We start from the raw sequence: 23,006 nt of genomic DNA on the forward strand, positions 1-23,006 counted from the left end.
CGGACGTACGGACGGGGCGAGGACGCGGTGAGGACGAGATCGAGGTGAGGGCGATGCCGAGGCAGCCGGTGGACGGCGCGGGGCGGCGCCGGACGGGCTCGCCCGTCCTCGTACAGCTCCGCGGTGAACTGGACTTTCTCAGCGCCGCGCCGACCATCAAGTACCTCGATCCGCTGACCGCGGGCCCGAGCCCGGACCTGGTGCTCGACCTGGGACGGCTGAGTTTCCTGGACTGCAGCGGCATCGGCGTCCTGTGCCACGCCCGGCGCCGGGTCCGCGAAGCCGGCGGCCGGCTCTCCCTGGTGATCACCGACCCCCGCTTCCTGCGGATCCTGGGGACGGTCGGCCTCGGTGACAGCTTCGACATCCGCGACCGGGTGCCGGAGCCCACCCACCCGCCCAACGGCGAGCTGAGGCGGGCGCGCGACGACGGCCGCGCGGGGTCACGGCAGCGGATGCCCGCCGCCTGAGCGCCGGCGCCACCCCCTACTGCGTGCCGCCTCGCACGGCCCCGCCTCGGCGCCCGCCCTCGTACGGCCCCGCCTCAGGGCCGCGGCCCCTCGAGGAGTTCTCGCGCGGCGCGGGTGTGCGGATGTCCGGGACCGAAGGCGCCTTCGCAGGCGCGTACCGCTTCCTGGGCCAGTGCCAGCGCCTCGTCCGCCGTCACCTTCTCCGGGCGGGGGTTCGTACCCACCGTACGGTCCAGGAAGCGCACCACCGGCGCCGGGAACACCCCGACGCGCCGCGACCGGCCCGCGCCCTCCTCGCGCAGCGAGCGGACGGCCGCGGTCATCACCTGCGCATGCGCGAGGCGGAGCAGGGCGTCGTCCCGCGGTCGGGCCGGTCCGCAGTCTGCCCGGTCCTGGTAGCTGCGGACGTCCTGGACCAGGCCGATCGCCTCGTGCCACAGCCGCTGCCGCCCCAGCGCGCGGCCCCGGTGCAGCTGAGCCAGCAGATACGCCGGGTGCAGCGCCCCCAGCACCCGCCAGCGCAGCCCCCCGGCCGAGAACAGCAGCCGCTCGCACTCCGCGTAACGGTGCAGTCCGTACAGGGCCTCCGCCAGGGCGTGCTGGACGTCGGCGACGTCCGCGAGCGCCTGACAGTCCGCCGAGGAGAGTCCCGCGGTGAACGGGCCCGCGGGGTCGTCGCGGAGGAGCTGGGCGAGGGACGGGCCGGTGCGCCCGGTCAGCGGCACCTTGCACCCCTCCGCCTCCCGCTCCGCCCGCGCGAGCACCGGGCGCAGCACGGCCGCCGCCTCGCCGAAGTCGCCGCAGCCGATCCGGATCCGGCCCAGCGCCAGGCCGTCGGCGATCGCCGCCCCGGTGGCCGGCTCCGCGATCCGTACGGCGAACGGCAGCGCATCCGCGTACCGCCCACGGCTTTCGTACCCGTCCCGCACCCGGCGGGCGGCGGCCCGCACCGGATCTTCGGCGGAGCGCCAGAGCAGCGTCATCACATGCGGGGCGAGCAGGTCCGGCACCGGCCCGTCCGTCGTCCGCAGCAGGGCGTGGTCCAGCAGGGCCGCGGCGTACGCGGACAGCCGGGTGCGCCGGTCGTCGGTCAGTTCCCGGGCGGCCGCGGCGAGCGCCTCCGGGCCGGCCCGTACGCAAGGGACCTCGCCCGGGACGTGCGGCAGTGCGCGCAGCTCGGCGGTCACCCGCTCCTCGGGGAGTTCCGGCATCCGGACGGCGGCGACGGCCTCGGGGGACAGGACGGACACCGGGAACGGGGCGTCGGCGCAGCACGCCAGCAGATGGAGCAGGGACAGCCGCGCCGCCGGGCCCGGCGCGCCGGAATCCGGCAGATAGGTGATGTGCAGATCGCGGGCGGCCTGGTAGACGCGGGCCGTGTCCTGCGCATCGGCCCGGAAGGAGGCCCGGGGCTCCTCCTCGTCCGTCAACCCTGCACCCGCATGTCCCGCCCCGCCTGGTAGATCCGGGCGCTGCCCTCGGCGCGGGCCTGCAACTGCACGCCGCCCGGCGCGCTTTCCGGCGGCAGCGTGCCGCGCGCCGCGTCCAAGAGCTGCTGGAGCTCTTCGGCCGCGGCCGGGTCGTCGCGCAGCACCCGCAGCAGGCGCCGCTGCCACTCACCGGCCAGTTCCCGCTCCGTCTGCGCCCCGGCCTCGCCCTCTTCCCGTGCCTCGACCAGTTCACCGCGGGCCTCGTCCAGGTCGCGTTCGACGGCGTCGGCGTCCGCGGGCCGCAGCCGTCGCCACAAGGCGACCACGCCGTTCCGGGCCTGCGTCCAGGCCTCGGTCACCATCAGGCCGACCAGCGCCGTTCCCGCACTGTCCAGCATCGGCTCCATCGCTCCACCCCCGTATCGACAACTGAACTCGTAGTCTGCAACGCCCCGTTGGCTCGGCTCAAGCCTCGATGGCCGCCAGACACGCCCGTACCGGCCGGCTCTGGCTGAGGGTGAGCCAGGCGGCGCGGATGTCGCGGCGCAGGGGTGGGCGGGCGGACAGGAAGCGTACGCCGGGCGGGGCGGGACGGCGGGACATCGCGGGGATGAGGGATGCGGCGAGATTGCCGGCAACCAGGGCGAGTTGGGTGAGGTGTTCCGCCACGGAGTAGCGGATGTCGGGTTCGACACCGCGGGCGCGCAGGGCCTGGACCAGGGCCTCATAGGGCTCGGTGCCCGGCGGGCAGCAGGCCCAGACCGTGTCGTTGAGGTCGGCGAGGTCAACGCTCTCGCGGTCGCCGAGCGGATGGTGCTCGGACACGGCGACATGGACTTCCTCGCTCACCAGGGTGCGCAGGGTGACGCCCTCGGGGACGGCGAGCGGGCGGTTGGCCCAGCTCTCGATGAGCAGCAGGTCGAGTTCGCCGTTCAGCAGCCGGGGCAGCAGGTCGACGGCCTCTCCGTCGACGACGGTCGGGGTGAGCCGGGGGTGTTCGGCGGTGAGGGCGGCCAGGGCGTCGGGCAGCAGGCTGCGCACCGCGCTGCCCACGCCGCCGATGCGGAGCGGGCCCAGCACCTCGTCATCCAGGTCGGCCAGGTCGGCCCGGGCGGCGGCGAGCTGGGCGAGGAGCCGGTCGGCATGGGCGGCCAGGATCCGGCCGGCATGGGTGAGGCGGACGCTGCGACCGTGCGGTTCCAGGAGCGGATGCCCCGCTTCCCGCTCGAGTTTGGCCAGTTGCTGCGAGACACCGGAGGGGGTCATGTGCAGGCCTCGCGCGGCCTGTGCGATCGAACCGTGGGCGGCTACGGCGGCGAGGGCGCGGAGCCTGTCGACACTGAACACGTGAAGAACGCTACCGGGTACCGCCGTTGAATCGTCGCTTTTTATTCCGGGTTCGGCCCGGCACAGTGGATCTCATGACGTGGGAGGAGAAGTCGCCGGAGGGGAAGCCGCGCTCCGCACCGGACGTGACGCACACCGGCCGGCGGGATCGCGGAGCGGGCGGTCCGGTGGTGTGGGCCATCACCGGATCCGCCTGCATCTCGGCGTCCGCCGTACTCATGAAGCTGTCCGGTACGAACGCGGGCACGGCGGCGTTTCTGCGCTGCGCCCTGGCCCTGTTCGCGCTCGTACCGCTCGCGCTGCGGGAAGCACGCCGGGCGGGCGTCCGGCCGCTGCGCCATCAGCTGATGGACATCGGCGCCGGGGTGCTGCTCGGCGTGGACATGGTGTTCTGGGGCGCCGCCGTCGTCAATGTCGGCGCGTCGGTCTCCACGGTGCTGCTGAACATCCAGGTGGTGTGCTTCCCACTGCTGGCGTGGCTGGTGTCGGGGACCAGGCCGTCCCGGCGCTTTGCGCTGATGGCCCCGCTCATGGTGACCGGTGTCGCGCTGGCGAGCGGCGCGATCGGGCACCCGCAGCCGGGCAGTCATCCGGTCGCCGGTGTCGTGTTCGGGACCGCGGCGGGCGTGACGTACGCGGGCTACCTGTTCCTGATGCGGCTCGGCGGCGGACGGGGGCACACGGCCTCACCGGTGTGTGTCTCGACCGCCGCGGCCGCCGCCACCGCCGCGGTGATGGGCGGCCTGTGGACCGGCATCGACCTCACCCTGAGCCCGCCCGCCTGGGGGTGGCTGATCACTTTGGCGTTCGTGGGGCAGGTGCTGGCCTGGCTGCTGATCACCAGCGCGCTGCCCCGGCTGGCGCCGAACGTCGGCGCCGCGCTGTTGCTGCTTCAGCCGGTGATGGCGTTCGGGCTCGGCGTCGCCATCGGCGAACGCCCGACGCTCAGCCAGGTCGGCGGCTGCGCCCTGGTGGTCGCGGCCGTCGGGTACAGCAGCCGGGCACCACGGCGCCGTACAGGTGGCGCCGGCCGTGCATGGCGACCGGGTCCGCGGATTCCCAGGAATACGCGAATTCGTGCGGATTTCCCGAAGCGCATTCCCTGACCCGGCGATCGGACCCTCGTCTGATTCCTTTTCTTCCGGCCGATTTCCGGCCGATTTCTTTCGCCGGCTCGGCGGTCTCCCCGGCCTGCTGCGGGGTCGGCGCACCGGCTCCGGGGCTCGGCCTCCCGAAACGTTTCACCAGGCGTTGGCCAGTGCGCCCGCCTCGCGTTTATCCTGCTCGAACTCCCCTGTAGGTCCGAAGGGATCAGCGGCGGACCCGCGGGCCTGCGGACGTATGGACCGATGGGCCGACGGACTGATTCGTGCCGTTCCAAACCGTCCTCCGAGAGGCGAAGCAATGGATGGGTGCCGCCATGATGAACCGCGTTTTGTCGGAGCGGACGGCGCCCGGCTCGCACTTCTCGAAGCGGCCATTACGACGGGCAACCTGGACGAGGTGGAACTGCTGCGGCTCGCGCTCCAGCAAGCGCTTTCCGCGGCGGGCGGACTGGCGGGCGTGGCGCATCTGGGCGGGCCCGCGACCGGGGAGCTGAAACTGGCGGCGCTGGGCGGGCTGCCGCTGGACGTGGCGCGGCCCTGGGAATCCCTCAGGGTGGACGGGCGGGGTGCGCCGGCCCGTGCGGTCCGCGAGAGGTCCGCCGTATGGGTCGCGGCGGAACCGGATGACGGCCCCGCCACGGGGGACGTGCCCGAGGTACTGCCGGGGATCGGGGCGGCGGGCGTACTGGCGCTGCCGCTGCCCGGGGCGGACGGCCCGGTCGGGGTGCTGTCGCTGTTCGGCGTCGAGGCCCCCGCGGCGGACCGGCTGCCGCTGCTGTCGCGGCTGGCGGGGACGACCGGGGAAGCGCTCGCCCGGACGGGGGCGCCCAGCACCCGGCTGCTCCCCTGGTGGTCCGGTTCCGGCTCGCGGCTGCGGGAGGCCATGGCGGGGGTGCGGGTCGCCACCTGGGAATGGGACCTGATCAGCGGTGAACTGCTGCTGGACGAGGCCGCGTTGGAGACCGTTGCCGGTGTCGCCGGACTGTACGAGTGGGACAGCCGGATCGAGACCTGGATGCAGCGGGTGCACCCCGACGACCTGCCCGGGGTGCTCTCGGCGATCGAGCACGCGATCGCCGAGCACGAGGTGTACTCGGTGGAGTACCGGGTGCGCTCGCTCGACGGCCGGATCGGCTGGGTCGAGCTGCGCGGGCACACCACCTACGCTCCGGACGGCACGCCGCTGCGAATGACCGGCACCGGGTGGGACACCACCGCCACCCGGATGACCGAGCAGGTGGTCACCCGCGTCCTGGGCCATATGCCGGACGCCTTCTTGATCGTGGACCCCGCGGACTGGCGGGTGCTGTACGCCAATGCCCAGGCCGAACTGCTGGGGTCGGCGCCGGTGGAGCTGGTCGGGCGGGCGCCGTGGGAGGCGGTGCCGTCCCTGAAGGAGAGCGGGCTCGAGGAACACTTCGAGGAAGCGGTACGCGGCGACCGTCCGGTGACGGCCGTCATTCAGGTCGGAGAGAGCTGGCAGCGGCTGCGGCTGGTGGTCGTGGAGCCGTACCTCGTGGTCTATGTGGCGGACGTGACCGCGGAGGTGGACGCCGAGCGGGCCGCCGCCGAACGGGCCCGCCGGATCGGCGCGTTGACCGAGGCGCTGGCCCAGGCGCTGACGACCCAGGACGTGGTCGATGCGGTGGCGGCGCAGATCCTGGCGCCGTTCGGTGCCGGCGGCGTCCTGGTGCACGCCATGACCGACGACCGGCTGCGTCTGGTGGGTGCGGTGGGCTATCCGGACGACCTCCTGGACCGGCTGCGCCGGCAGGAAACCAGCGAGCTGCTCGCCGACCGCTCACCCCGCTTCCTCCACTCCGCGCAGGAGTTCGCCCTGCGCTACCCGGGCCTGGCCGAGCTCGCCCGGTGCGGCGGTGCCCTCGCCTGGGCGGTGCTGCCGCTGACCGCCAGCGGCCACCAGGTCGGCAGCTGCCTCCTGTCTTTCGACCGTCCGCACCCGTTCAGCGGCGACAACGGCGGCCTGCTGATCGCGCTGAGCGGGCTGGTGGCCCAGGCGCTGGAACGGGCGCGGCTGTACGACAGCGAGCACAACCGGGCCCGCCGGCTGCAGCAGCATCTGCTGCCCTCCGTGCTCCCGGACCTCCCGGCGCTGAGTGCCGCGGCCCGCTACCGCCCGGCCGGTGACCACAGCGAGGTCGGCGGCGACTGGTACGACACCATCCCGCTATCCGCGGAGCGGGTCGCCCTGGTGATCGGTGAGGTGCGGGGGCACGGACTGCGCGAGGCCATCACCATGAGCCGGCTGCGCACCGCCGTATCGACGCTCTCCACGCTGGACCATCCGCCGGAGGAGATGCTCGCCCACCTCAACGACGTCGCGGGCGGGCTCGGCGACGACCAGTACGTGACCTGTCTGTACGCGGTCTACGACCCCACCACGGGCGTATGCACGCTCGCCAGCGCGGGGCACCCGCCGCCGGCCGTCGTCCACCCCGGCGGGCGGCCCTGCTTCGCCGACGTCCCGGTGGGCCCGCCGCTGGGCACGGCCCAGATGCCGTACCGGAGCACCCGGATCACGCTGCCGGAGGGCAGCTTGCTGGTGTTCTACACCGGTGGACCGATGGGCGCGGACGGCGCGGCCCCGGTCTCGGGACCGGACACGCTCTCCGGCGTCCTCGGGGCGGCCGTCCGGGAGCGGGCCGGTGCGCCCGCGCCGGGGCGCGGTGACGAGGTCGCATGGCTGGAACGCCTCTGTGACACCGTTACACAGGCGCTGCCCGGTCATGCCGGGTGCCCCGCGGACGACGCCGCCGTCCTGGCCGCGCGGGCGCGCCGCCTGCCGCCCGGCGACGTCGCCTCCTGGGATCTGCCCTTCGAGCCGTCCTCGGCGGGCACCGCCCGCAAACTGATCCGCGGTCAGCTGACCGAGTGGGGCCTGGCGGACCTCATCATGACCACCGAGCTCATCGTCAGCGAACTGGTCGGCAACACCGTCCGTCACGCCACCGGCCCCGTCGGCCTCCGCCTGATCCGCGGCACCACCCTGACCTGCGAGGTCTACGACGGCAGCCAGTCCGCTCCGCGTGTGCGCCACGCGGCCCTGATGGACGAGGGCGGCCGCGGGCTCCAGCTCGTCGGCGCCATGACGCACCGCTGGGGTACCCGCTACACCAGCTCCGGGAGCAAGACGCTGTGGACGGAGCAGCTGATTCCGTGAGGCGGGGCGGCGGGGCCGGAAACCGGCGCCGCGCCACCTCCTGACACTTCTCCCTCGGGCCCCGCCCCACCCCACCGGCCCCGCACCGCCCGGCCCCGCGTGAACGCCACGCGGCACACCCGGCGGGGGCTCACCGCTTCGAGTAGGCCGCGTGCTCCAGTTGGCGCCGGTGCATATGCGGGCGGCCCGATTCCCTGTTCGGCTGACAGCGCAAGCCGCACACCGGCTGCCTTTGGTGTGCCCTTGTGTCTTTTTCCTCATCAGTCGGCGTGCGGCGCAGCGGAATTCGCCTGCGCGCAGCCCCCAGACAGGGAGAACAGTGACCACTACTTCCGTACGGCCTGCTGCCGTGCCGGACATCGAGCAGATGCCCGTACCGCCATTGCGCAGATCCCGGGAAATCCAGGGCAATATCCTGGCCGCTTTCAACAAGGACCACATGGCATTTCGCTATGTGCGTTTTCCCGACGACAAGGGCGCCGGTGGCCGCGGCTGGCTGTCCGTCATGCTCAACACGGTCTCGGTGACCGCCACGGTCGAGGACTTCAACGAGGAGTTCTCCCTTTCCCGCCGGGCCTACGGCCAGGATCCGTCCCTCACCGCCACCTGGGTCGCGGTGTCCCTCACCTATGACGGCCTGCTCCAGGTCGCCCGCGAACCCGACCGGGTCAGGCAGGACCTGGCACCGTTCACCTCGTTCGTCAAGGGCGCGGCGGGCATGGCGGCGGAGCTCGGCGACGAGGGTGACAGCGCCCCCGCCCACTGGATTTTCGGTTCGGACAAGAACGCCGTACACGCGGTATTGATCGTGGCCGCGGACACCCGGGACGCGCTGCGCGAGAAGCTCGACAACATCGCCGCGGCGGATTCGGCGCATGGCATCACGGTGGTTCACCAGGACGATGGCCGCACTCTGCAGGGAGAACTGAAAGGGCATGAGCACTTCGGGTACAAGGACGGCATCTCGCAGCCCGGTGTGAAGGAATTCCACCGCGGTGACCGCGACAATCCCGGTTTTCGCGAGAACCGCCCGGGATCCCGTCTGGTCGAGCCCGGCGAATTCGTCTTCGGCCACAGGAGCGAGAGCGGGGACCCGCCGGCGGACCGGCCCGGGTGGCTGGACAACGGCTCGCTCCAGGTGGTGCGGCGGCTGCGGCAGGACGTCGGGGGCTGGAACGAGGCGGTGGCGCGCGAGGCGGAGAAGTTCGTGCCGAAGGGCATCGGCCCCGCCGTGCTGGGCGCGTGTCTGGTCGGCCGCAAGAAGGACGGCACGCCGCTCGACCCGGGCGACAACCCGGTGACCGGCGTCGGCTCCGGCGCCAACGACTTCACCTACACGAAGGACCCGCTGGGACACCACACCCCCTGCGCCGCGCACATCCGCAGAACGCACCCGCGCGCCTTCGAGCCGACCCAGAAGCACCGCATCATGCGCCGCGGCATTCCCTACGGTCCCGCGTACACACCGGGGACCCCCGACAAGGACCGCGGCCTGATGTTCGTGTGCTACGGCACCTCTCTCGAGGACCAGTTCGAGTTCGTGCAGAAGCTCTGGTCGAACAACCCCGGCTTCGTCCCCGGGGACAAGAAGGCCCCCAACGGCATCGACAAAGTGTCGGGCACCACCAGCGACGGCAGCCCCGACGCCCGCATCGTGCTGGCCAACAACCAGGGCGAGGGCACGGTGTCGATGGACAGCTTCATCCGGACCACCGGTGCGGTCTACGCCTTCACGCCCTCCCTCACCACTCTGCGGCGGCTCGCCGCGCACACCTCGCTGCACGGGAAGGGCTGAGGCGCCGTGGACAACGACAGCAACCGCACACGGACCAACGGCGTCGAGCGCGCCCATACAAGGGCCTATCAGCAACTCGCCCGCGAGCTCCTGTTGATCGGCCCCGAGCCGGACAATGAGGACCTCAAGCTGCGCTATCTCGACGTACTGATCGACAACGGGCTGCAGCCGCCCGCCGCACCCAAGCGCGTACTGATCGTCGGGGCGGGCATCGCGGGCCTGGTCGCCGGCTCGCTGCTGACCCGCGCCGGGCACGATGTGACGATCCTGGAGGCCAACGCCAACCGGGTCGGCGGCCGGATCAAGACCTTCCACGCCAAGAAGGGCCAGCAGCCGCCGTTCACCGATCCCGCGCAGTACGCGGAGGCCGGTGCCATGCGGCTGCCCAGTTTCCATCCGCTGACGCTGGCACTGATCGACCAACTCGGCCTGAAGCGACGGCTGTTCTTCAACGTCGACATCGACCCGGACACGGGCAACCAGGAGGCGCGGGTGCCACCCGTGGTCTACCGGTCGTTCAAGGACGGCGCGGTATGGACGAACGGCGAGCCCAGCCCCGACTTCAAGGAGCCGGCCAAGCGCAACCAGACCTGGATCCGCACCAACCGGAAGCAGGTCCGGCGCGCCCAGTACGCCAAGGACCCGTCCGGGATCAACGAGGGCTTCCATCTGACCGGCTGCGAATCGCGGCTGACCGTCTCCGAGATGGTCAACCAGGCGCTGGAACCGGTGCGCGACTACTACTCCGTGCTCCAGAGCGACGGGACCCGGGTCCCCAAGCCCTTCAAGGAGTGGGTGAACGGCTGGGCCGACGTCATCCGCGACTTCGACGGCTACTCGATGGGCCGCTTCCTGCGCGAGTACGCCGGATTCAGCGATGAGGCCATCGAGGCCATCGGCACGATCGAGAACATGACCTCGCGGCTGCACCTCGCGTTCTTCCACAGCTTCCTGGGCCGCAGCGACATCGACCCGTCCGCCACGTACTGGGAGATCGAGGGCGGCAGCCGCAAGCTTCCGGAGGCGCTCGCCAAGGACCTGCGCGACCAGATCGTCATGGGTCAGCGCATGGTCCGGCTGGAGTACTACGACCCGGGCCGCGACGGCTCGCACGGCGGGCTCGCCGGGCCGGGCGGGCCCGCGGTCGCGATCCAGACCGTGCCCGAGGACGCCCCGTACAGCGAACCGGAGACGTGGACCGGTGACCTGGCGATCATCACCATCCCGTTCTCCAGCCTGCGCTTCACCGCCGTGACGCCGCCGTTCTCGTACAAGAAGCGCCGCGCCGTCATCGAGACGCACTACGACCAGGCCACCAAGGTGCTGCTGGAGTTCTCGCGCCGCTGGTGGGAATTCACCGAGGCGGACTGGAAGCGGGAGCTCGACGCCATCGAACCGGGTCTGTACGAGTACTACCAGCAGTGGGGCGAGGACCAGGCCGAAGCCGCGATCGCCGTCCCGCAGGGCGTGCGGGACCTGCCCACCGGGCTGCTCGGCGCCCACCCGAGCGTCGACGAGAAGCGGATCAACCAGAAGCAGGTGGACTACCTCCGCAACTCCTCGCTGTGCGGCGGCGTCCGCCCGGCCACCCACGCCTACGGCGGCGGCTCCACCACCGACAACGCCAACCGCTTCATGTACTTCCCCTCGCACCCCGTCCCCGGGAGCAAGGGAGGCGTCGTGCTGGCCGGCTACTCCTGGTCGGACGACGCCGCGCGCTGGGACTCCTTCGAGGACCACGAGCGCTACGGCTATGCGCTGATCAATCTCCAGTCGGTGCACGGCCGCCGCATCGAGGTCTTCTACACCGGTGCGGGCCAGACCCAGAGCTGGCTGCGCGACCCGTACGCCTGCGGCGAGGCGGCGGTCTACACCCCGCACCAGATGACCAGCTTCCACCTCGACGTGGTCCGGGCCGAGGGGCCGGTTCACTTCGCCGGTGAGCATGTGTCGCTGAAACACGCCTGGATCGAGGGCGCGGTGGAGACGGCCGTACGCGCCGCCATCGCCGTCCATGAGGCCCCCGCCGCGGCCGAGAACGCCGCCGAGGCGATGGCCGGGGCGCCGCGTACGCGCCGGGGCGCACCGTCCGACGAATCGCGAGAGGGAGCACTGACGTCATGACCACCACACAGACCTGCACGGTGGCCGAGTACCTGGCCATCCGGCTGGAACAGCTCGGCATCACCCATCTGTTCGGCGTCCCGGGCAACCACCTCGGCCCGTTCCTGTCGACACTGCACGAGAAGACCAAGGTCCGCTGGGTGGGCACCCCGACCGAGGGCGGCGCCGGACAGGCCGCGGACGGCTACGCCCGGGTGAAGGTCGCCGATGCCGAGATCGCGCTCGGGGAGCAGGGCATCGGCGCGGTCGCGGTCACCTACGGCGTGGGCGCGTTCAATCTGCTCAACGCGATCGGCGGCGCCTTCACCGAGTACGTACCGCTGATCGCGATCAACGCCGCCCCCACGTACGAGCAGTGGCTGAACCAGCGGGCGATCGGCCTGCTCACCTCGCATATGTCCCAGCGCCCCGAGAGCAACCTGGACGTCTACCGCCAGGTGACGGTGGACGCCCAGGCCCTCTCCAACCCGGGCCTGGCCCCCGGCCAGATCGACGCCGCCCTCACCGCGTGCCTCTCCCACCGCCGGCCGGTCTATCTGGAGGTGATGGAGGACGTCTGGGAGGCCCGCTGCCCCGCGCCGCGCGGGCGGCTGACACGACGGGAGCGGCCGCTCACCCCGCAGAGCGAGCGCATGCTGGAGGCGGCGGTCGCGGCGTGCGTGAAGCTGGTGCGGGACCACGACAACAACCCGATCCTGTGGGCCGGTGAGGAGATCGACCGGTTCAACCTCGCCGCGGAGTTCGAGCAGCTGGTCCGCGACACCGGCATCCCGTTCTGCACCACCGTCGGGGCCAAGTCCGTCGTCTCCGAGGACATTCGCGGCTTCTCCGGCGTCTACAACGGCAAGGCCAGCCATCCGGACGTGGCCAAGGTCTTCCACAACGCCGGCTGCCGCATCGGTCTGGGCTCGTGGGCGACGTCGAAGAACCTCGGCGGCAAGCGGTCGATCGGCGCCGACTGGGCGGTCGCCGCCCATGAGGGGGTGCATGTCGGCGCCTCGTACTTCCCTGACGTACGGCTCGCCGAATTCATCCCCGCGCTGCGCAAGGCCCTGCTCACGGACTTCGGGTCAGGCGCCTTCGCCGCCGACTACTTCGCCGACGCGCACAAGGCGGGCCTCGACGTCCCCGACAGCACCGCCGCCTACCTGACGTCCCTGACCGGCGGCCCCTACCCGGAGAACGTGACGTACGACAGCTTCTTCCGGCACATCAGCGCCTTCCTGGAGACGCAGGCCACCGGCGGGCCCGGGGCGCGCAGCACCCCGTTCACGGTGATCAGCGACGCCGCGTTCGCACTGATCGGCTCGATGAATCTGCGGATGCCGGAGCGCGCCTCGTACGTGGCGCAGAACAGCTGGCTGTCCATCGGCTACTCGGTGGGCGCGGCCACCGGGGTGGCGCTGGGCCGTGACAACGCCCGCAAGCGCCCCATGGTCTTCGTCGGCGACGGCTCGTTCCAGGAGACCTGCCAGGAGATGTCCACGCACGTCCGGCACGGGCTGCGCCCTGTGGTGTTCGTCCTGGACAACGCGGGCTTCTACGGCATCGAGCAGATGCTCGTCCACCCCTGCTACTACAAGGACGACGTCCCCGACTCCGACGGCGCCGACTTCTACAACGAGCTGCACCCCTGGCAGTACGACAAGCTCGCGGCGGTCTTCGGCTCCGAGAAGCACCCGATGTACGGGACCGCCGTCCGCAAGCACGACGACCTCGCCACCCTGCTGAAGCGGATCGCCGAACCCACCGACGCGATCAATCAGGGGCCCGTCGTCGTACGGGTGCGGCTGGAGCGGCACGACTATCCCCAGGCGCTCCAGTACAAGATCGACGAGAACTGCCCGCCGCTCGCCGGCGCCTCATCGGAAGGAACAGCGGGATGACCCCGAACGGAAAGAAGTCAGCGCCGGTGAGCGCTCCCGTCGGCGACTCGGCGAAGGCGCTCCGGCACGCCATGAGCGGTCTGGCCGGGCCCCAGGCCACCGGATGGACCGGCGCCATGGCCTCCGGCGGAATCCCGTGCGAGGGCGCGAAGGTACTGGTCCTGGGCGCCGGCGTCGCGGGCCTGACCGCCGCGTACGAGCTCAGCAGCCTCGGCTACCAGGTCACCGTCCTGGAGGCGCAGCACCGCGTCGGCGGCCGCAACCGCACCGCTCGCCGGGGCGACGAGCTCTACGAGCTCGACAAGGACGGCAAGCCCGAGCTCACGCACACCTGCGCCTTCGACGACGGGCTGTACCTCAACCTCGGGCCCGGCCGGATCCCGTACCACCACCGGCGGGTGCTCAAGTACTGCCGGGACTTCGGCGTGGAGCTGGAGCCGTACGTCATGGAGACCACGGCGAACCTCGTCCGGCCGCCCCATGCCCCGGTGACCTGGCCCAAGCGCCGGGTGGCGAACGACACCCGCGGCTATCTGGCGGAGAAGCTCGCCGAGACCCTGGTCAGCCAGGACACCTTCACCGGTGAACTGCGCGATCTGCTCCGGGTGTTCGGCGCCCTGGACACGAACGGCAAATACCGCGGCTCCACCCGCTCGGGCTATCTGAACACGCCCGAGATCGGGGAGTTCCCCGTACCGGCCCCGCCGCTGTCCTTCGAGGACCTGGTGAACTCGGGCTTCTGGAAGGCCCGCTTCTACCAGCCGGTCGACTACCTCTGGCAGGACACGATGTTCCAGCCGGTCGGCGGCATGGACCACATCGTCAAGGCGCTGGCCCGCGAGGCCAAGCGGGCCGGCGCGACCTTCGTGCTGGGCGCCGAGGTCACCGGCATCGAGATCGCCGAGGGCGACGGTGCCGGAGTCGAGGTCAGCTACCGCAAAGGTGGCAACGACTACTCCGCGGAGGCCCGGTACTGCGTCAGCAACATCCCCTTCCCGGTGCTCCTCGGCGTCCAGCGCACCAACTTCTCGGACGCCTTCTGCCAGGCGATTGACACCGTGAAATTCGAGAAGACCTGCAAGGTCGGCTGGCAGGCGAACCAGCGCTTCTGGGAAGGCGACCTCGACCGCACCTACGAGACCGAGGGGATCTACGGCGGCATCAGCTGGACCGGCCACAACATCACCCAGTTGTGGTACCCGTCCAACGACTACTTCTCCGACAAGGGAACCCTGACCGGCGCCTACAACTTCCAGAAGGAGGCCGGTGTCCTGGGGGACCTGACTCCGAAGAAGCGCCTGAAGCTGGCCCGCGAAGGCGCCATCGAGCTGCACCCCGAGTTCAAGAACAACGATGTCGTCCCCGACGACAAGGGCGTCTCCATCGCCTGGCACAAGGTGCCCTACCAGCTGGGTGGCTGGGCTGCCTGGAAGCCGAAGGACAAGGAGCACATGAAGGCCTACAAGCAACTGCTCCAGCCCGAGGGCTCGGACGCGTTCTACGTCACCGGTGACCAGATCTCCCCGCTGCCCGGCTGGCAGGAGGGCGCCATGATGTCGGCGCAGTACGTCGTCCAGCAGATCCTGGGCATCATGCCGCTGAGCGCACCCGAGGAGGTCGCGGTGCCCGACTCGGTCGCGCTGACGCAGGGTCTGCACTGACGGGCGGGAGGGGCGGACGGGCACCGGCCGGGCCGTTTGCGGAACGCGGTCACGGCCGTCGGACCGCCCCTCCCCTCGCACCGTATTCCGCGTTACGCCTCCGGCCCCGCCACACCCCGTCAGAATCGATCACAGCGGAGTGACCACCGCCGCCGGACGGATCCGACCGGCGTCAGCATCCGGTGATCGCCGGCGCCGCAAGGCCGTCGACGGGGGCACCGGCAGGGGAAGGACACCATGCCTGCGCAGGAATTCGACTACATCGTCGTCGGGGCAGGATCGGCCGGCTGCGTACTGGCCGCGCGGCTGTCGGAGGACGCCGGGACGACGGTGCTGCTGCTCGAGGCGGGCCCGGAGGACACCCGGCCGGAGCTCGCCGCGCCGCCCGCATGGCCCACGATACGGGGCACCGAGGCCGACCACGGCTACACCGCGGTGCCGCAGTCCGGTATCGACGCGCCGGCGCTTCCGTTCCCGCGCGGGCGGACGCTGGGCGGGTGCAGCGCGACCAACGCGATGGTGTTCCTGCGCGGGCACCGCAACGACTACGACCGCTGGGCGGCGTCCGGGTGCGCCGGGTGGGGGTACGACGCGCTCCTGCCCTACTTCCGGCGGCTGGAGACCGTCACGGGCCGGGACCCGAAGTTCCGCGGCGACGGCGGCCCGATGCGGCCGGCGCCGGTGCGGGCCGAGGACGCCAACCCGCTGTCGGGGGTCTTCCTCGATGCGGCCGTGGCGGCGGGCCATCCGTTGACCGACGATTTCAACGGCGCCACCCAGGAGGGCGCCGGCTGGCACGACCTGAGCATCGCCGACGGCAGCCGGCAGAGCACCGCGAGGGCGTATCTGCACCCCGTCCGCGCCGGACGTCCGAACCTCACCGTCTCGACCGACTCCCGCGCCCGCCGCCTGCTCTTCGACGGCAACCGGTGCACGGGGGTGGAGTTCCGGCGGGCCGGGCAGACCGTCACCGCCCGAGCGCACGCCGAAGTGATCGTCAGCTCCGGTGCCGTGGATTCGCCGCGGCTGCTGCTGCTCTCGGGCGTCGGCCCCGCGGACGAGCTGCGTCGGGCCGGTGTGGAGGTCCACCACGACCTGCCCGGCGTCGGCCGCAATCTGCACGACCACCCGCTGTGTCCGGTCGTCTACGAGGCGAGCCGTCCGGTCCCACCGGGGCGTACCAACCACGCGGAGACGTCGTTGCTCTGGCGCAGCGACGCCGCCCTGTCCGGTCCCGACATGCAGCTGATGTTCATTCACATCCCCTACCTCCCGCCGACGGTGCAGGGCCCGCCGCACGGCTTCACCTTCGGCGTGGCGACCGTGCCACAGAGCCGGGGCACGGTGCGCCTCGCGGACGCCGACCCCGACACGCCGCCGCTGATCGACCCGAACTACCTCGGTGTGGAGTCGGATGTCCGGCGCATGCTCCACGGCATCGAGGTGGCGCGGGACATCGCCGCGACGGGCCCCTTCGCACGGTGGCGTGCGCGCGAGGTGCTCCCCGGGGCCGACGTCACCGACGAAGCGGGACTGCGCCGCTTCCTGGCGGCCGCCACCGGCTCGTACTTCCATCCCGTGGGCAGCTGCGCGATGGGGACCGGCCCCGACGCCGTGGTCGCCCCGGACCTGACCGTGCACGGCCTGGAAGGCCTGCGGGTGGCGGACGCATCGGTCATGCCCACGATCGTCTCCGTCAACACGAACCCCGCGGCGATGGTGATCGCGGAGAAGGCGGCCGACCTCATCCGCCGTACGGCATAGGGCGGTGCCGTGGCCGCCCGCCCGGCGGCGGGGGCGGCGGGCGGCCACGGGGCCGGCATCAGGGAAAGAGAATGCCGTTGGTCAGTTCGGTGACCTGGTTGTAAATGGAGCGGCGCTCGCTCATCAGGGCCCGGATCTTCCGGTCCGCGTGGAGCACCGCGCCGGGATCCCTGCCACCGAGCAGCGCGGCGATGGTGGGTACGGAGTAGCCCGTCAGCTCGCGGCACAAGTACATGGCGATCTGTCTGGCGGTGACCAGCACCCGCGAACGCTCGGTGCTCCGCAGATCCTCGACGGACAGCCCGAAGTAGTCTCCGGTCTTCCGTATGACGGCCTCCCCGGTGATGTCCGATCCCCCGCCCGGCTGCAGGGAGTCGAGGACGATTTTGGTGAGGCCGGTGTCGACCGGGCTCCGGTTGAGGTTCGCGAAGGCGGTCACCCTGACGAGGGCGCCTTCGAGCTCCCGGATGTTCCGGCCCACGCGCGCGGCGATCATCTCCAGTACGTCCATGGGGACATCGAGCCGCTCCTTCTCCGTCTTCTTCCGGAGAATCGCAAGGCGGGCCCGGGCGCTGGGAACTTCCACACCGATGTCCAGGCCACGCTCCAGGCAGTCACGCAGCCCCCCTTCCAGGTGCGGCATCCGTGCGAGGGAAGGGCCCGAAGCGAGGACGATCTGCTTGTCGGCGGTCAGCAGCTCCGCCAGTACTTCCGCGAGGAGGTCCTGGGAGGCACCGCTCTCCGCCGGCCACCGGACGTCGTCGACCAGCAGGATGTCGACGGTCCCGAACCGCCGGTGGAACGCGCCGAACGCCGAGCCCGGCCGTTCCGAGCGCAGGAACGCGACGAGCTGCCGGCAGCCCACGTACTGGGACCTGGTCTCCGGGTAGAGCGTGCAGGCGTAGTGGCCGATCGCGTGGAGCAGATGCGTCTTGCCGAGCCCCGGGGCGCCGTGGATGAGGAGCGGGTTGTAGTCCTGAGCGGGCGCTTCGGCGACGGCTACGGCGACATCGTGGGCGAAGCGGTTGGACGCCTCCGCGGCGAAGTTCTCGAACCGGTAGGCGTGGTCGGGCGCGGTCTTCGCCACCGGACCGGGCCGACGGGGGCGGGCGGAGATCCGGGGGGCGCCTCCGGTACGGCCGCCGGCGGCATCCGCGGGCGGCCCGGCGGGCCCCGGCAGGCCGGTGGTGACGGGCTCGGCCGGCACGTCCTTGTGATCCAGGCTCGCCACGCGCGAACGTAACCGCCGCAGCTCCTCCTCCAGCGCCTCCATCCGGGCCGTCCGCACGCGCTCTTCCCGCCCGGCCTCCCGCCGTTCCTCCTGCCGGTCCTGCGATTCGACGTCGGCGCGGGCCCCTTGTTCCGCCATCACGAGCTGCCGCTCCAGCTCGTTGCACCGCCGCTCGGCGCGGATCCGGCGCGCGTGTGCGTCCTTCAGTTCCTCGCTGAGGTCCGCCACCTGGTAACGCAGCTCGTCGCGCTCCTTGCGCAGCGCGTCGAGGGAATCCAGCGGGTCCTCGTGGATCCCCGGCACCAGCGAGGCACCGAACGGGTCCCGTACCTCCGCCGACTCCAGCTGGCGCAGCTGCAGTTCGAGGCCGGCGACGCGGTGTTGCGTGTCGAGCAACGCGTCCTCGATGGCCCGTTCGCGGACCACGGAGCGCCGCGCGCTGCGGTCGGCGTCCGCCAGTTGCGCCTCCAGCAGCTGCACACGATGCGCCGGGAAGCCGCCGGCGGCCAGCGCGCGGCGGTGCAGCCCCCGCAGATGTTCCACCATGTCGGGGGTGGCGGCGGTCCCCCGCTGCTCGGCCACATCGGTCAGCAGGTCCGCGACGAACTCCCAGACGGGGATGCGGGTTCCGTTCAGGAAGCGGGAGATGGAACCCGCATCCCGGTGCCGGCGCGCCCCGTACCGCCGCACGCTGACCTCCAGCGCGCCGAACAGGCTCCGTAGCGCCGCCGCCAGCTCACCGGCCTCGTACGGAAGATCGCTGCCGAGCGGCTCAAGGCTTCCCATGTCTCACACCCCCCGGGTGTTGCGGGGAGGCGGCAACTGTGCCCACTCCCGCAACGGGCCCGCTCCGTCCGAGTCTGGAGTCACCCTCACATGAGGCATGACAAGAGAGGCATCGTAGTGAACAGCGCTCCCCGGCGAATCGATCTCGCCGCATTCCTGGCCGTCCTGGCGACGGGCATCGTGCTCATCAGCGCCGGCGTCCAACCTGCCGCCCTCTCCCCCGTGGCGCTCGGCCTGTCGGCCCTGTACGCCGCCTGGCAACACACGGCTTCCACGGCACGGGCCCGCGGGCGGGTCCGTGCCGTGGACCGCTGACGGGTAGGTCTCGCGGCGGCGCGGCGGCGGGCCGTTGCGGGCCTGTGGGGAACAGGCCCGCAACGGTGCGCGCAGCTGAAGCCGCGCGCGGGAGACCGGGGATCAGAACCGGTCGAGGATCTTGTTCATCTCGTCGACCTCGGCGGCCTGATGCGTGATGACGTTGCCGGCGAGCTTTTTCGCGGTCGCGTTGCGGCCGTTCTTCCGCTCGTCCTTGGCCATGGTGATCGCGCCGTTGTGGTGGCCGATCATCATCTGCGCGAACTTCTTGTCGAAGGCCTTGCCCTTGGCCGCCTTGAGCTCCGTCATGTCCTTCTCGGTCATCATCCCGGCCATGCCGTCCGTCTTGTCCGTGCCGCCCGATCCGTGGTGCATACCGGGCATGCTGTGCGAGGGCGACTCCGGCTTGCCCCACGCCTTGAGCCACGACCGCATGGTCTTGATCTCGGGGTCCTGGGCCTTCTCGATCGCGGCCGCCAGCGTCTTGATCCGCGCGTCCGAGGCGCGGCCGTCGGCCAGTTCGGCCATCTCCACGGCCTGCTGGTGGTGCGGGATCATGCTCTGCGCGAAGGTGACGTCCGAGGCGTTGAACGCCCCCGGAGCGGGCCGCGCGCCGGCCTCCTTGGACGCGGTCGGCGAGGCCTTGCCCTGGTGGTGCTTCCCGTCCATGTCGTCGTTGCTGCCGCACCCGGCAAGCAGCAGGGCGCCCGAAGCGATGATGCCCACGGCCACCCTGCGGCGGTTCAGGGGACGTCGGACGGCACGCTTGATGGAACTCATGTCGATATACCTCGTGTTGTCGGTGGTGCGGATGTGTTGCGCGTACGCGGCTTCGCGGGCAGCGCGCAGTGCGCGGCCGCGAGGACGGTTCGGCCTATATCCGCAGGACTGACAACCGGGTGAGATCGGGTCCGCGTGGCGGAGGGTCGGGCCGCAGCATGACGACGGCCTTCGCCAGGAGGTCCGCCGGCGATCCGGTGTGCCGGGCCAGCGCCGCCCGCAACAGCATCGCGAGGGCCCAGGTGCCGAGCACGGCCATACACAGCGAGGCCATGTTCGTGCCGCTGCCGGGCCCCGGTCCGTAATGCGACGAGGAGTCGGCGGAATCCCCGGAGTGGGCGAGCGGCGCCTGGCCCTTGCCGACTTCAGAGGACGGAGACATCGCGACCGTACCGGCTGCGTGGTGCGCGGCGGCGTGCCCTCCGGAGCCGGCGGTCCCATCGGGGTGACCGACGGTGTGCATGACGAAGACACCGAGCGCGAGCAGGACGACCAGCAGGAGGTGCGCCATGGCCCCGCCCGCTCGTACCTGCCGTCTCGTCGTCACCGCTGCTGCCACCTCCTCCGGGAGACTGTACTCAAGGGGAGCGCAGCGTGCGGCCGGTACCCGTCCGTGCCGTACGCCCTCAGCTCATCGGAAGCAGACCCGGCCTCCCGGCCGCACCCCGCCGCCCGGCGGGCCGTACGACCTCGTCAGTGTGCAGCCGTGGGCGCCTTCTCCCGGTCTTCCGGTTCTTCTTCGTGTCCGGGACGCCGGGTGAGCACGAGGGGGCCGTCCTCGGTGATGGCGACCGTGTGCTCGGAGTGGGCGGTACGCGAGCCGTCGGCCGAGCGGATGGTCCAGCCGTCCGGGTCGAAGACGATCTTGTCGGTGCTACGGGCGAACCACGGCTCGATCGCGATCGTCAGGCCGGGACGCAGCTTCAGGCCACGGCCGCCCCGGCCGTCGTTGGGGACGTGCGGGTCCTCGTGCATGGTGCGGCCGAGACCGTGACCGCCGAACTCCAGGTTGACCGGGTAGCCGTAGTCGGCGGCGACCGCGCCGATGGCCGCGGAGACGTCCCCGAGCCGGTTGCCCGGCTGCGCGACCTTGATCGCGGCCTCCAGCGCGACCTCGGTGGACTCGATCAGCCGCCGGTCCTCCTCGGCCGGGGTGCCGACGATGACGGAGTAGGCCGAGTCCGCGACCCAGCCGTCGATGCCCACCGCCATATCCATGCTCAGCAGGTCCCCGTCGCGCAGCTTGTAGCTGTGCGGCAGGCCGTGCAGCACGGCGTCATTGACCGAGAGGCACACCACGTTACGGAAGGGGCCGTTGCCGAACGAGGGCGTGTAGTCCCAGTAGCAGGACTCCGCACCGCGCTCCTTGATCCGGCGGCGGGCGTGATGCTCCAGGTCCATCAGGTCGACCCCGACCGCAGCGAGGTCTCCGAGCTCCGCCAGCACCTGGCCGACGAACTGTCCGGTCACGCTCATGCGCTCGATTTCACGCTGAGACTTGAGCTCGATCACTGCGATCCTCGATTCCCCAGGCACGGTAATTGGTATATTTATACCAGAGCTGAAGTGGTTGCCGCCGGAAAACTGTGGCCATACCATGGCCGCATGGTCCGCCAGCCGCTCGCCCCCGAACAGATCGAGGCGGGCCGACGCCTCGGGGCCGCACTACGCAACGCCCGAGCCGGGCGCAGCCCCGTAGAGGTCTCCCTGGCGGCGGGCATGTCACCGGAAACCCTCCGCAAGATCGAAACCGGCCGGCTGCCGACGCCCGCATTCGGGACCATCGTCCGGCTCAGCGAGGTACTCGGCATCTCACTGTCCGAACTCGCCGGCGTCTGGAGCGCCGACCCGGCCCTGCGTGAGGCTTCCTGCCAGTAGCGCTCTGCGCTGTCTTTTGCTCGCCTCCGCCTCCGTTTGACGACTACGCACCGGGGCGCGTCGGGGCGCGTCGGGCTAGAGTCCGAGAGCATGCGGCTCCTCGTGACCGGCGGCGCCGGGTTCATCGGCTCGGAATTCGTCAGATCTCTCCTGCTGTCCCGGCACCCGGTGCACCACGGCATCCGAATCACCGTCCTGGACAGCCTCACTTACGCCGGGGTCCTGGCCAACCTCTCCCCGGTATCCGAGCACCCCCAATTCACCTTCGTCCACGGCGACATCTGCGACGCGGACCAGGTCGACGAGGTCATGCCCGGCCATGACGCCGTGGTGCATTTCGCGGCCGAATCCCATGTCGACAGATCCATCGCGGGAGCGCGCCCGTTCATCCAGACCAATGTGCTCGGCACGCAGACGCTGCTGGACGCGGCCCACCGCCACCGCATCGGCCGCTTCGTCCACGTCTCGACCGACGAGGTCTACGGCTCGATCCCCGCCGGCTCCTGGACCGAGGACAGCCCGCTCGCCCCCAACTCGCCCTACGCCGCCTCCAAGGCCGGCTCCGACCTGCTCGCCCTGGCCTTTCACCGCACCCACGGCATGGACGTCGTGGTGACCCGCTGTTCCAACAACTACGGCCGCTACCAGTTCCCGGAAAAGGTGATCCCGCTCTTCGTCACCAACCTGCTGGACGGCAAGCAGGTCCCCGTCTACGGCGACGGACGCAACGTGCGGGACTGGCTGCACGTCTCCGACCACTGCCGCGGCCTCGATCTGGCACTGCGCAAGGGACGGCCCGGCCACGTCTACCACCTCGGCGGCGGCACCGAGCTGACCAACGAGCAACTGACCGGCCTGCTGCTCGAGGCGACCGGCACAGGATGGGACATGGTCCGGCACGTACCCGACCGCAAGGGCCATGATCTGCGCTACTCCCTCGACTGCCGCAAAGCCGCGGAAGAACTGGGCTACACGGCCGAGGTACGTCTGGAGGACGGGCTGGCGGACACCGTGGCCTGGTACCGCGCACACCGCGACTGGTGGGAACCCCTGAAGGCAAACGCGGGCCTTCGTCACCCTCATCAGAGCCCTATTGATCGCGCCCCACCAGGTGCCTTCTAAACCCTTGAGCCCAACTTCAGGAGTCCCTTTTCGACGCCTCGAGCGTACCGACCCCGTAAACGCGGAAAAGCCCCGCACCATAAGGTGCGGGGCTTCCCACAAAGATTGTTCGGCGGCGTCCTACTCTCCC

At 71.2% G+C, this 23,006-nt stretch carries 18 protein-coding genes; 11 read left to right on the forward strand and 7 right to left on the reverse strand.

Translation table 11 applies throughout. From position 1 onward, the window contains the following. The first annotated feature begins 53 nt into the window (after positions 1-53). Positions 54-470, forward strand: a complete 417-nt coding sequence (locus ACIRPT_RS34305; protein WP_403834440.1) for an STAS domain-containing protein — start codon at positions 54-56, stop codon at positions 468-470. Positions 471-544: 74 nt separating this feature from the next. Here ACIRPT_RS34305 and ACIRPT_RS34310 read toward each other — a convergent pair whose 3' ends face one another. The 3 genes from ACIRPT_RS34310 to ACIRPT_RS34320 are packed head-to-tail and all read right to left on the reverse strand — an operon-like array spanning position 545 to position 3,247. After that, a complete protein-coding gene (locus ACIRPT_RS34310) occupies positions 545-1,900 on the reverse strand; it encodes a hypothetical protein (RefSeq protein WP_403834442.1) in 1,356 nt (451 codons plus the stop codon). Further along, positions 1,897-2,307 carry a hypothetical protein gene (locus ACIRPT_RS34315; protein WP_403834445.1) on the reverse strand — a complete coding sequence of 137 codons (411 nt, stop codon included), beginning with the start codon at positions 2,305-2,307 and terminating at the stop codon, positions 1,897-1,899. The genes ACIRPT_RS34310 and ACIRPT_RS34315 overlap by 4 nt, the downstream gene beginning before the upstream one ends. A gap of 58 nt (positions 2,308-2,365) precedes the next feature. Next, complete coding sequence (locus ACIRPT_RS34320) at positions 2,366-3,247, reverse strand: LysR family transcriptional regulator (RefSeq protein WP_403834448.1); 882 nt, start codon at positions 3,245-3,247, stop codon at positions 2,366-2,368. 74 nt (positions 3,248-3,321) lie between these two features. On the opposite strand from ACIRPT_RS34320, the gene ACIRPT_RS34325 reads away from it, so the two are divergent. The 7 genes from ACIRPT_RS34325 to ACIRPT_RS34355 all read left to right on the forward strand — a co-directional run bounded on the left by ACIRPT_RS34325 (position 3,322) and on the right by ACIRPT_RS34355 (position 16,764). Beyond that, entirely contained in the window at positions 3,322-4,353 is a 1,032-nt protein-coding gene (locus ACIRPT_RS34325; protein WP_403834450.1) for a DMT family transporter, read from the forward strand. A 298-nt stretch (positions 4,354-4,651) separates the two neighbouring features. Next, on the forward strand, positions 4,652-7,534 hold the full coding sequence (locus ACIRPT_RS34330) for a SpoIIE family protein phosphatase (protein WP_403834451.1): 2,883 nt from the start codon (positions 4,652-4,654) through the stop codon (positions 7,532-7,534). Between the two features lie 319 nt (positions 7,535-7,853). After that, on the forward strand, positions 7,854-9,329 hold the full coding sequence (locus ACIRPT_RS34335; RefSeq protein WP_403834453.1) for a Dyp-type peroxidase: 1,476 nt from the start codon (positions 7,854-7,856) through the stop codon (positions 9,327-9,329). 6 nt (positions 9,330-9,335) lie between these two features. Then, complete coding sequence (locus ACIRPT_RS34340; protein ID WP_403834455.1) at positions 9,336-11,453, forward strand: flavin monoamine oxidase family protein; 2,118 nt, start codon at positions 9,336-9,338, stop codon at positions 11,451-11,453. After that, on the forward strand, positions 11,450-13,339 hold the full coding sequence (locus tag ACIRPT_RS34345; RefSeq protein WP_403834458.1) for an alpha-keto acid decarboxylase family protein: 1,890 nt from the start codon (positions 11,450-11,452) through the stop codon (positions 13,337-13,339). Before ACIRPT_RS34340 ends, ACIRPT_RS34345 begins: the two co-directional genes overlap by 4 nt. Then, a complete protein-coding gene (locus ACIRPT_RS34350) occupies positions 13,336-15,000 on the forward strand; it encodes a flavin monoamine oxidase family protein (protein ID WP_403834461.1) in 1,665 nt (554 codons plus the stop codon). The genes ACIRPT_RS34345 and ACIRPT_RS34350 overlap by 4 nt, the downstream gene beginning before the upstream one ends. 237 nt (positions 15,001-15,237) lie before the next feature. After that, positions 15,238-16,764: a GMC family oxidoreductase gene (locus ACIRPT_RS34355; protein ID WP_403834463.1), complete on the forward strand. Its 1,527-nt coding sequence runs from the start codon at positions 15,238-15,240 to the stop codon at positions 16,762-16,764. Between the two features lie 58 nt (positions 16,765-16,822). On the opposite strand, the gene ACIRPT_RS34360 is transcribed toward ACIRPT_RS34355, so the two are convergent. Beyond that, a complete protein-coding gene (locus ACIRPT_RS34360) occupies positions 16,823-18,781 on the reverse strand; it encodes a DnaA ATPase domain-containing protein (RefSeq protein ID WP_403834466.1) in 1,959 nt (652 codons plus the stop codon). A gap of 117 nt (positions 18,782-18,898) precedes the next feature. Between ACIRPT_RS34360 and ACIRPT_RS34365 the strand changes: the two genes are divergently transcribed. Continuing rightward, positions 18,899-19,096, forward strand: a complete 198-nt coding sequence (locus ACIRPT_RS34365; protein WP_403834468.1) for a hypothetical protein — start codon at positions 18,899-18,901, stop codon at positions 19,094-19,096. A gap of 102 nt (positions 19,097-19,198) precedes the next feature. On the opposite strand, the gene ACIRPT_RS34370 is transcribed toward ACIRPT_RS34365, so the two are convergent. The 3 genes from ACIRPT_RS34370 to map form a co-directional block, all read right to left on the reverse strand. Beyond that, positions 19,199-19,876, reverse strand: coding sequence for a DUF305 domain-containing protein (locus tag ACIRPT_RS34370; protein WP_403834470.1), 678 nt, complete (start codon positions 19,874-19,876; stop codon positions 19,199-19,201). 94 nt (positions 19,877-19,970) lie between these two features. Next, entirely contained in the window at positions 19,971-20,423 is a 453-nt protein-coding gene (locus ACIRPT_RS34375; protein ID WP_403834472.1) for a DUF6153 family protein, read from the reverse strand. Between the two features lie 146 nt (positions 20,424-20,569). Next, positions 20,570-21,388: a type I methionyl aminopeptidase gene (gene map / locus ACIRPT_RS34380; protein ID WP_403834475.1), complete on the reverse strand. Its 819-nt coding sequence runs from the start codon at positions 21,386-21,388 to the stop codon at positions 20,570-20,572. Positions 21,389-21,481: 93 nt separating this feature from the next. Here map and ACIRPT_RS34385 point away from each other — a divergent pair, with 93 nt between their 5' ends. Both ACIRPT_RS34385 and rfbB read left to right on the forward strand, forming a co-directional pair. Beyond that, positions 21,482-21,754: a helix-turn-helix domain-containing protein gene (locus ACIRPT_RS34385; protein ID WP_403834478.1), complete on the forward strand. Its 273-nt coding sequence runs from the start codon at positions 21,482-21,484 to the stop codon at positions 21,752-21,754. A 90-nt stretch (positions 21,755-21,844) separates the two neighbouring features. Then, entirely contained in the window at positions 21,845-22,876 is a 1,032-nt protein-coding gene (rfbB, locus tag ACIRPT_RS34390) for a dTDP-glucose 4,6-dehydratase (RefSeq protein ID WP_403834481.1), read from the forward strand. The last annotated feature ends 130 nt before the right edge of the window (positions 22,877-23,006 follow it).

It is taken from the genome of Streptomyces sp. NPDC101227 (assembly GCF_044767545.1).
Lineage (GTDB): Bacteria > Actinomycetota > Actinomycetes > Streptomycetales > Streptomycetaceae > Streptomyces.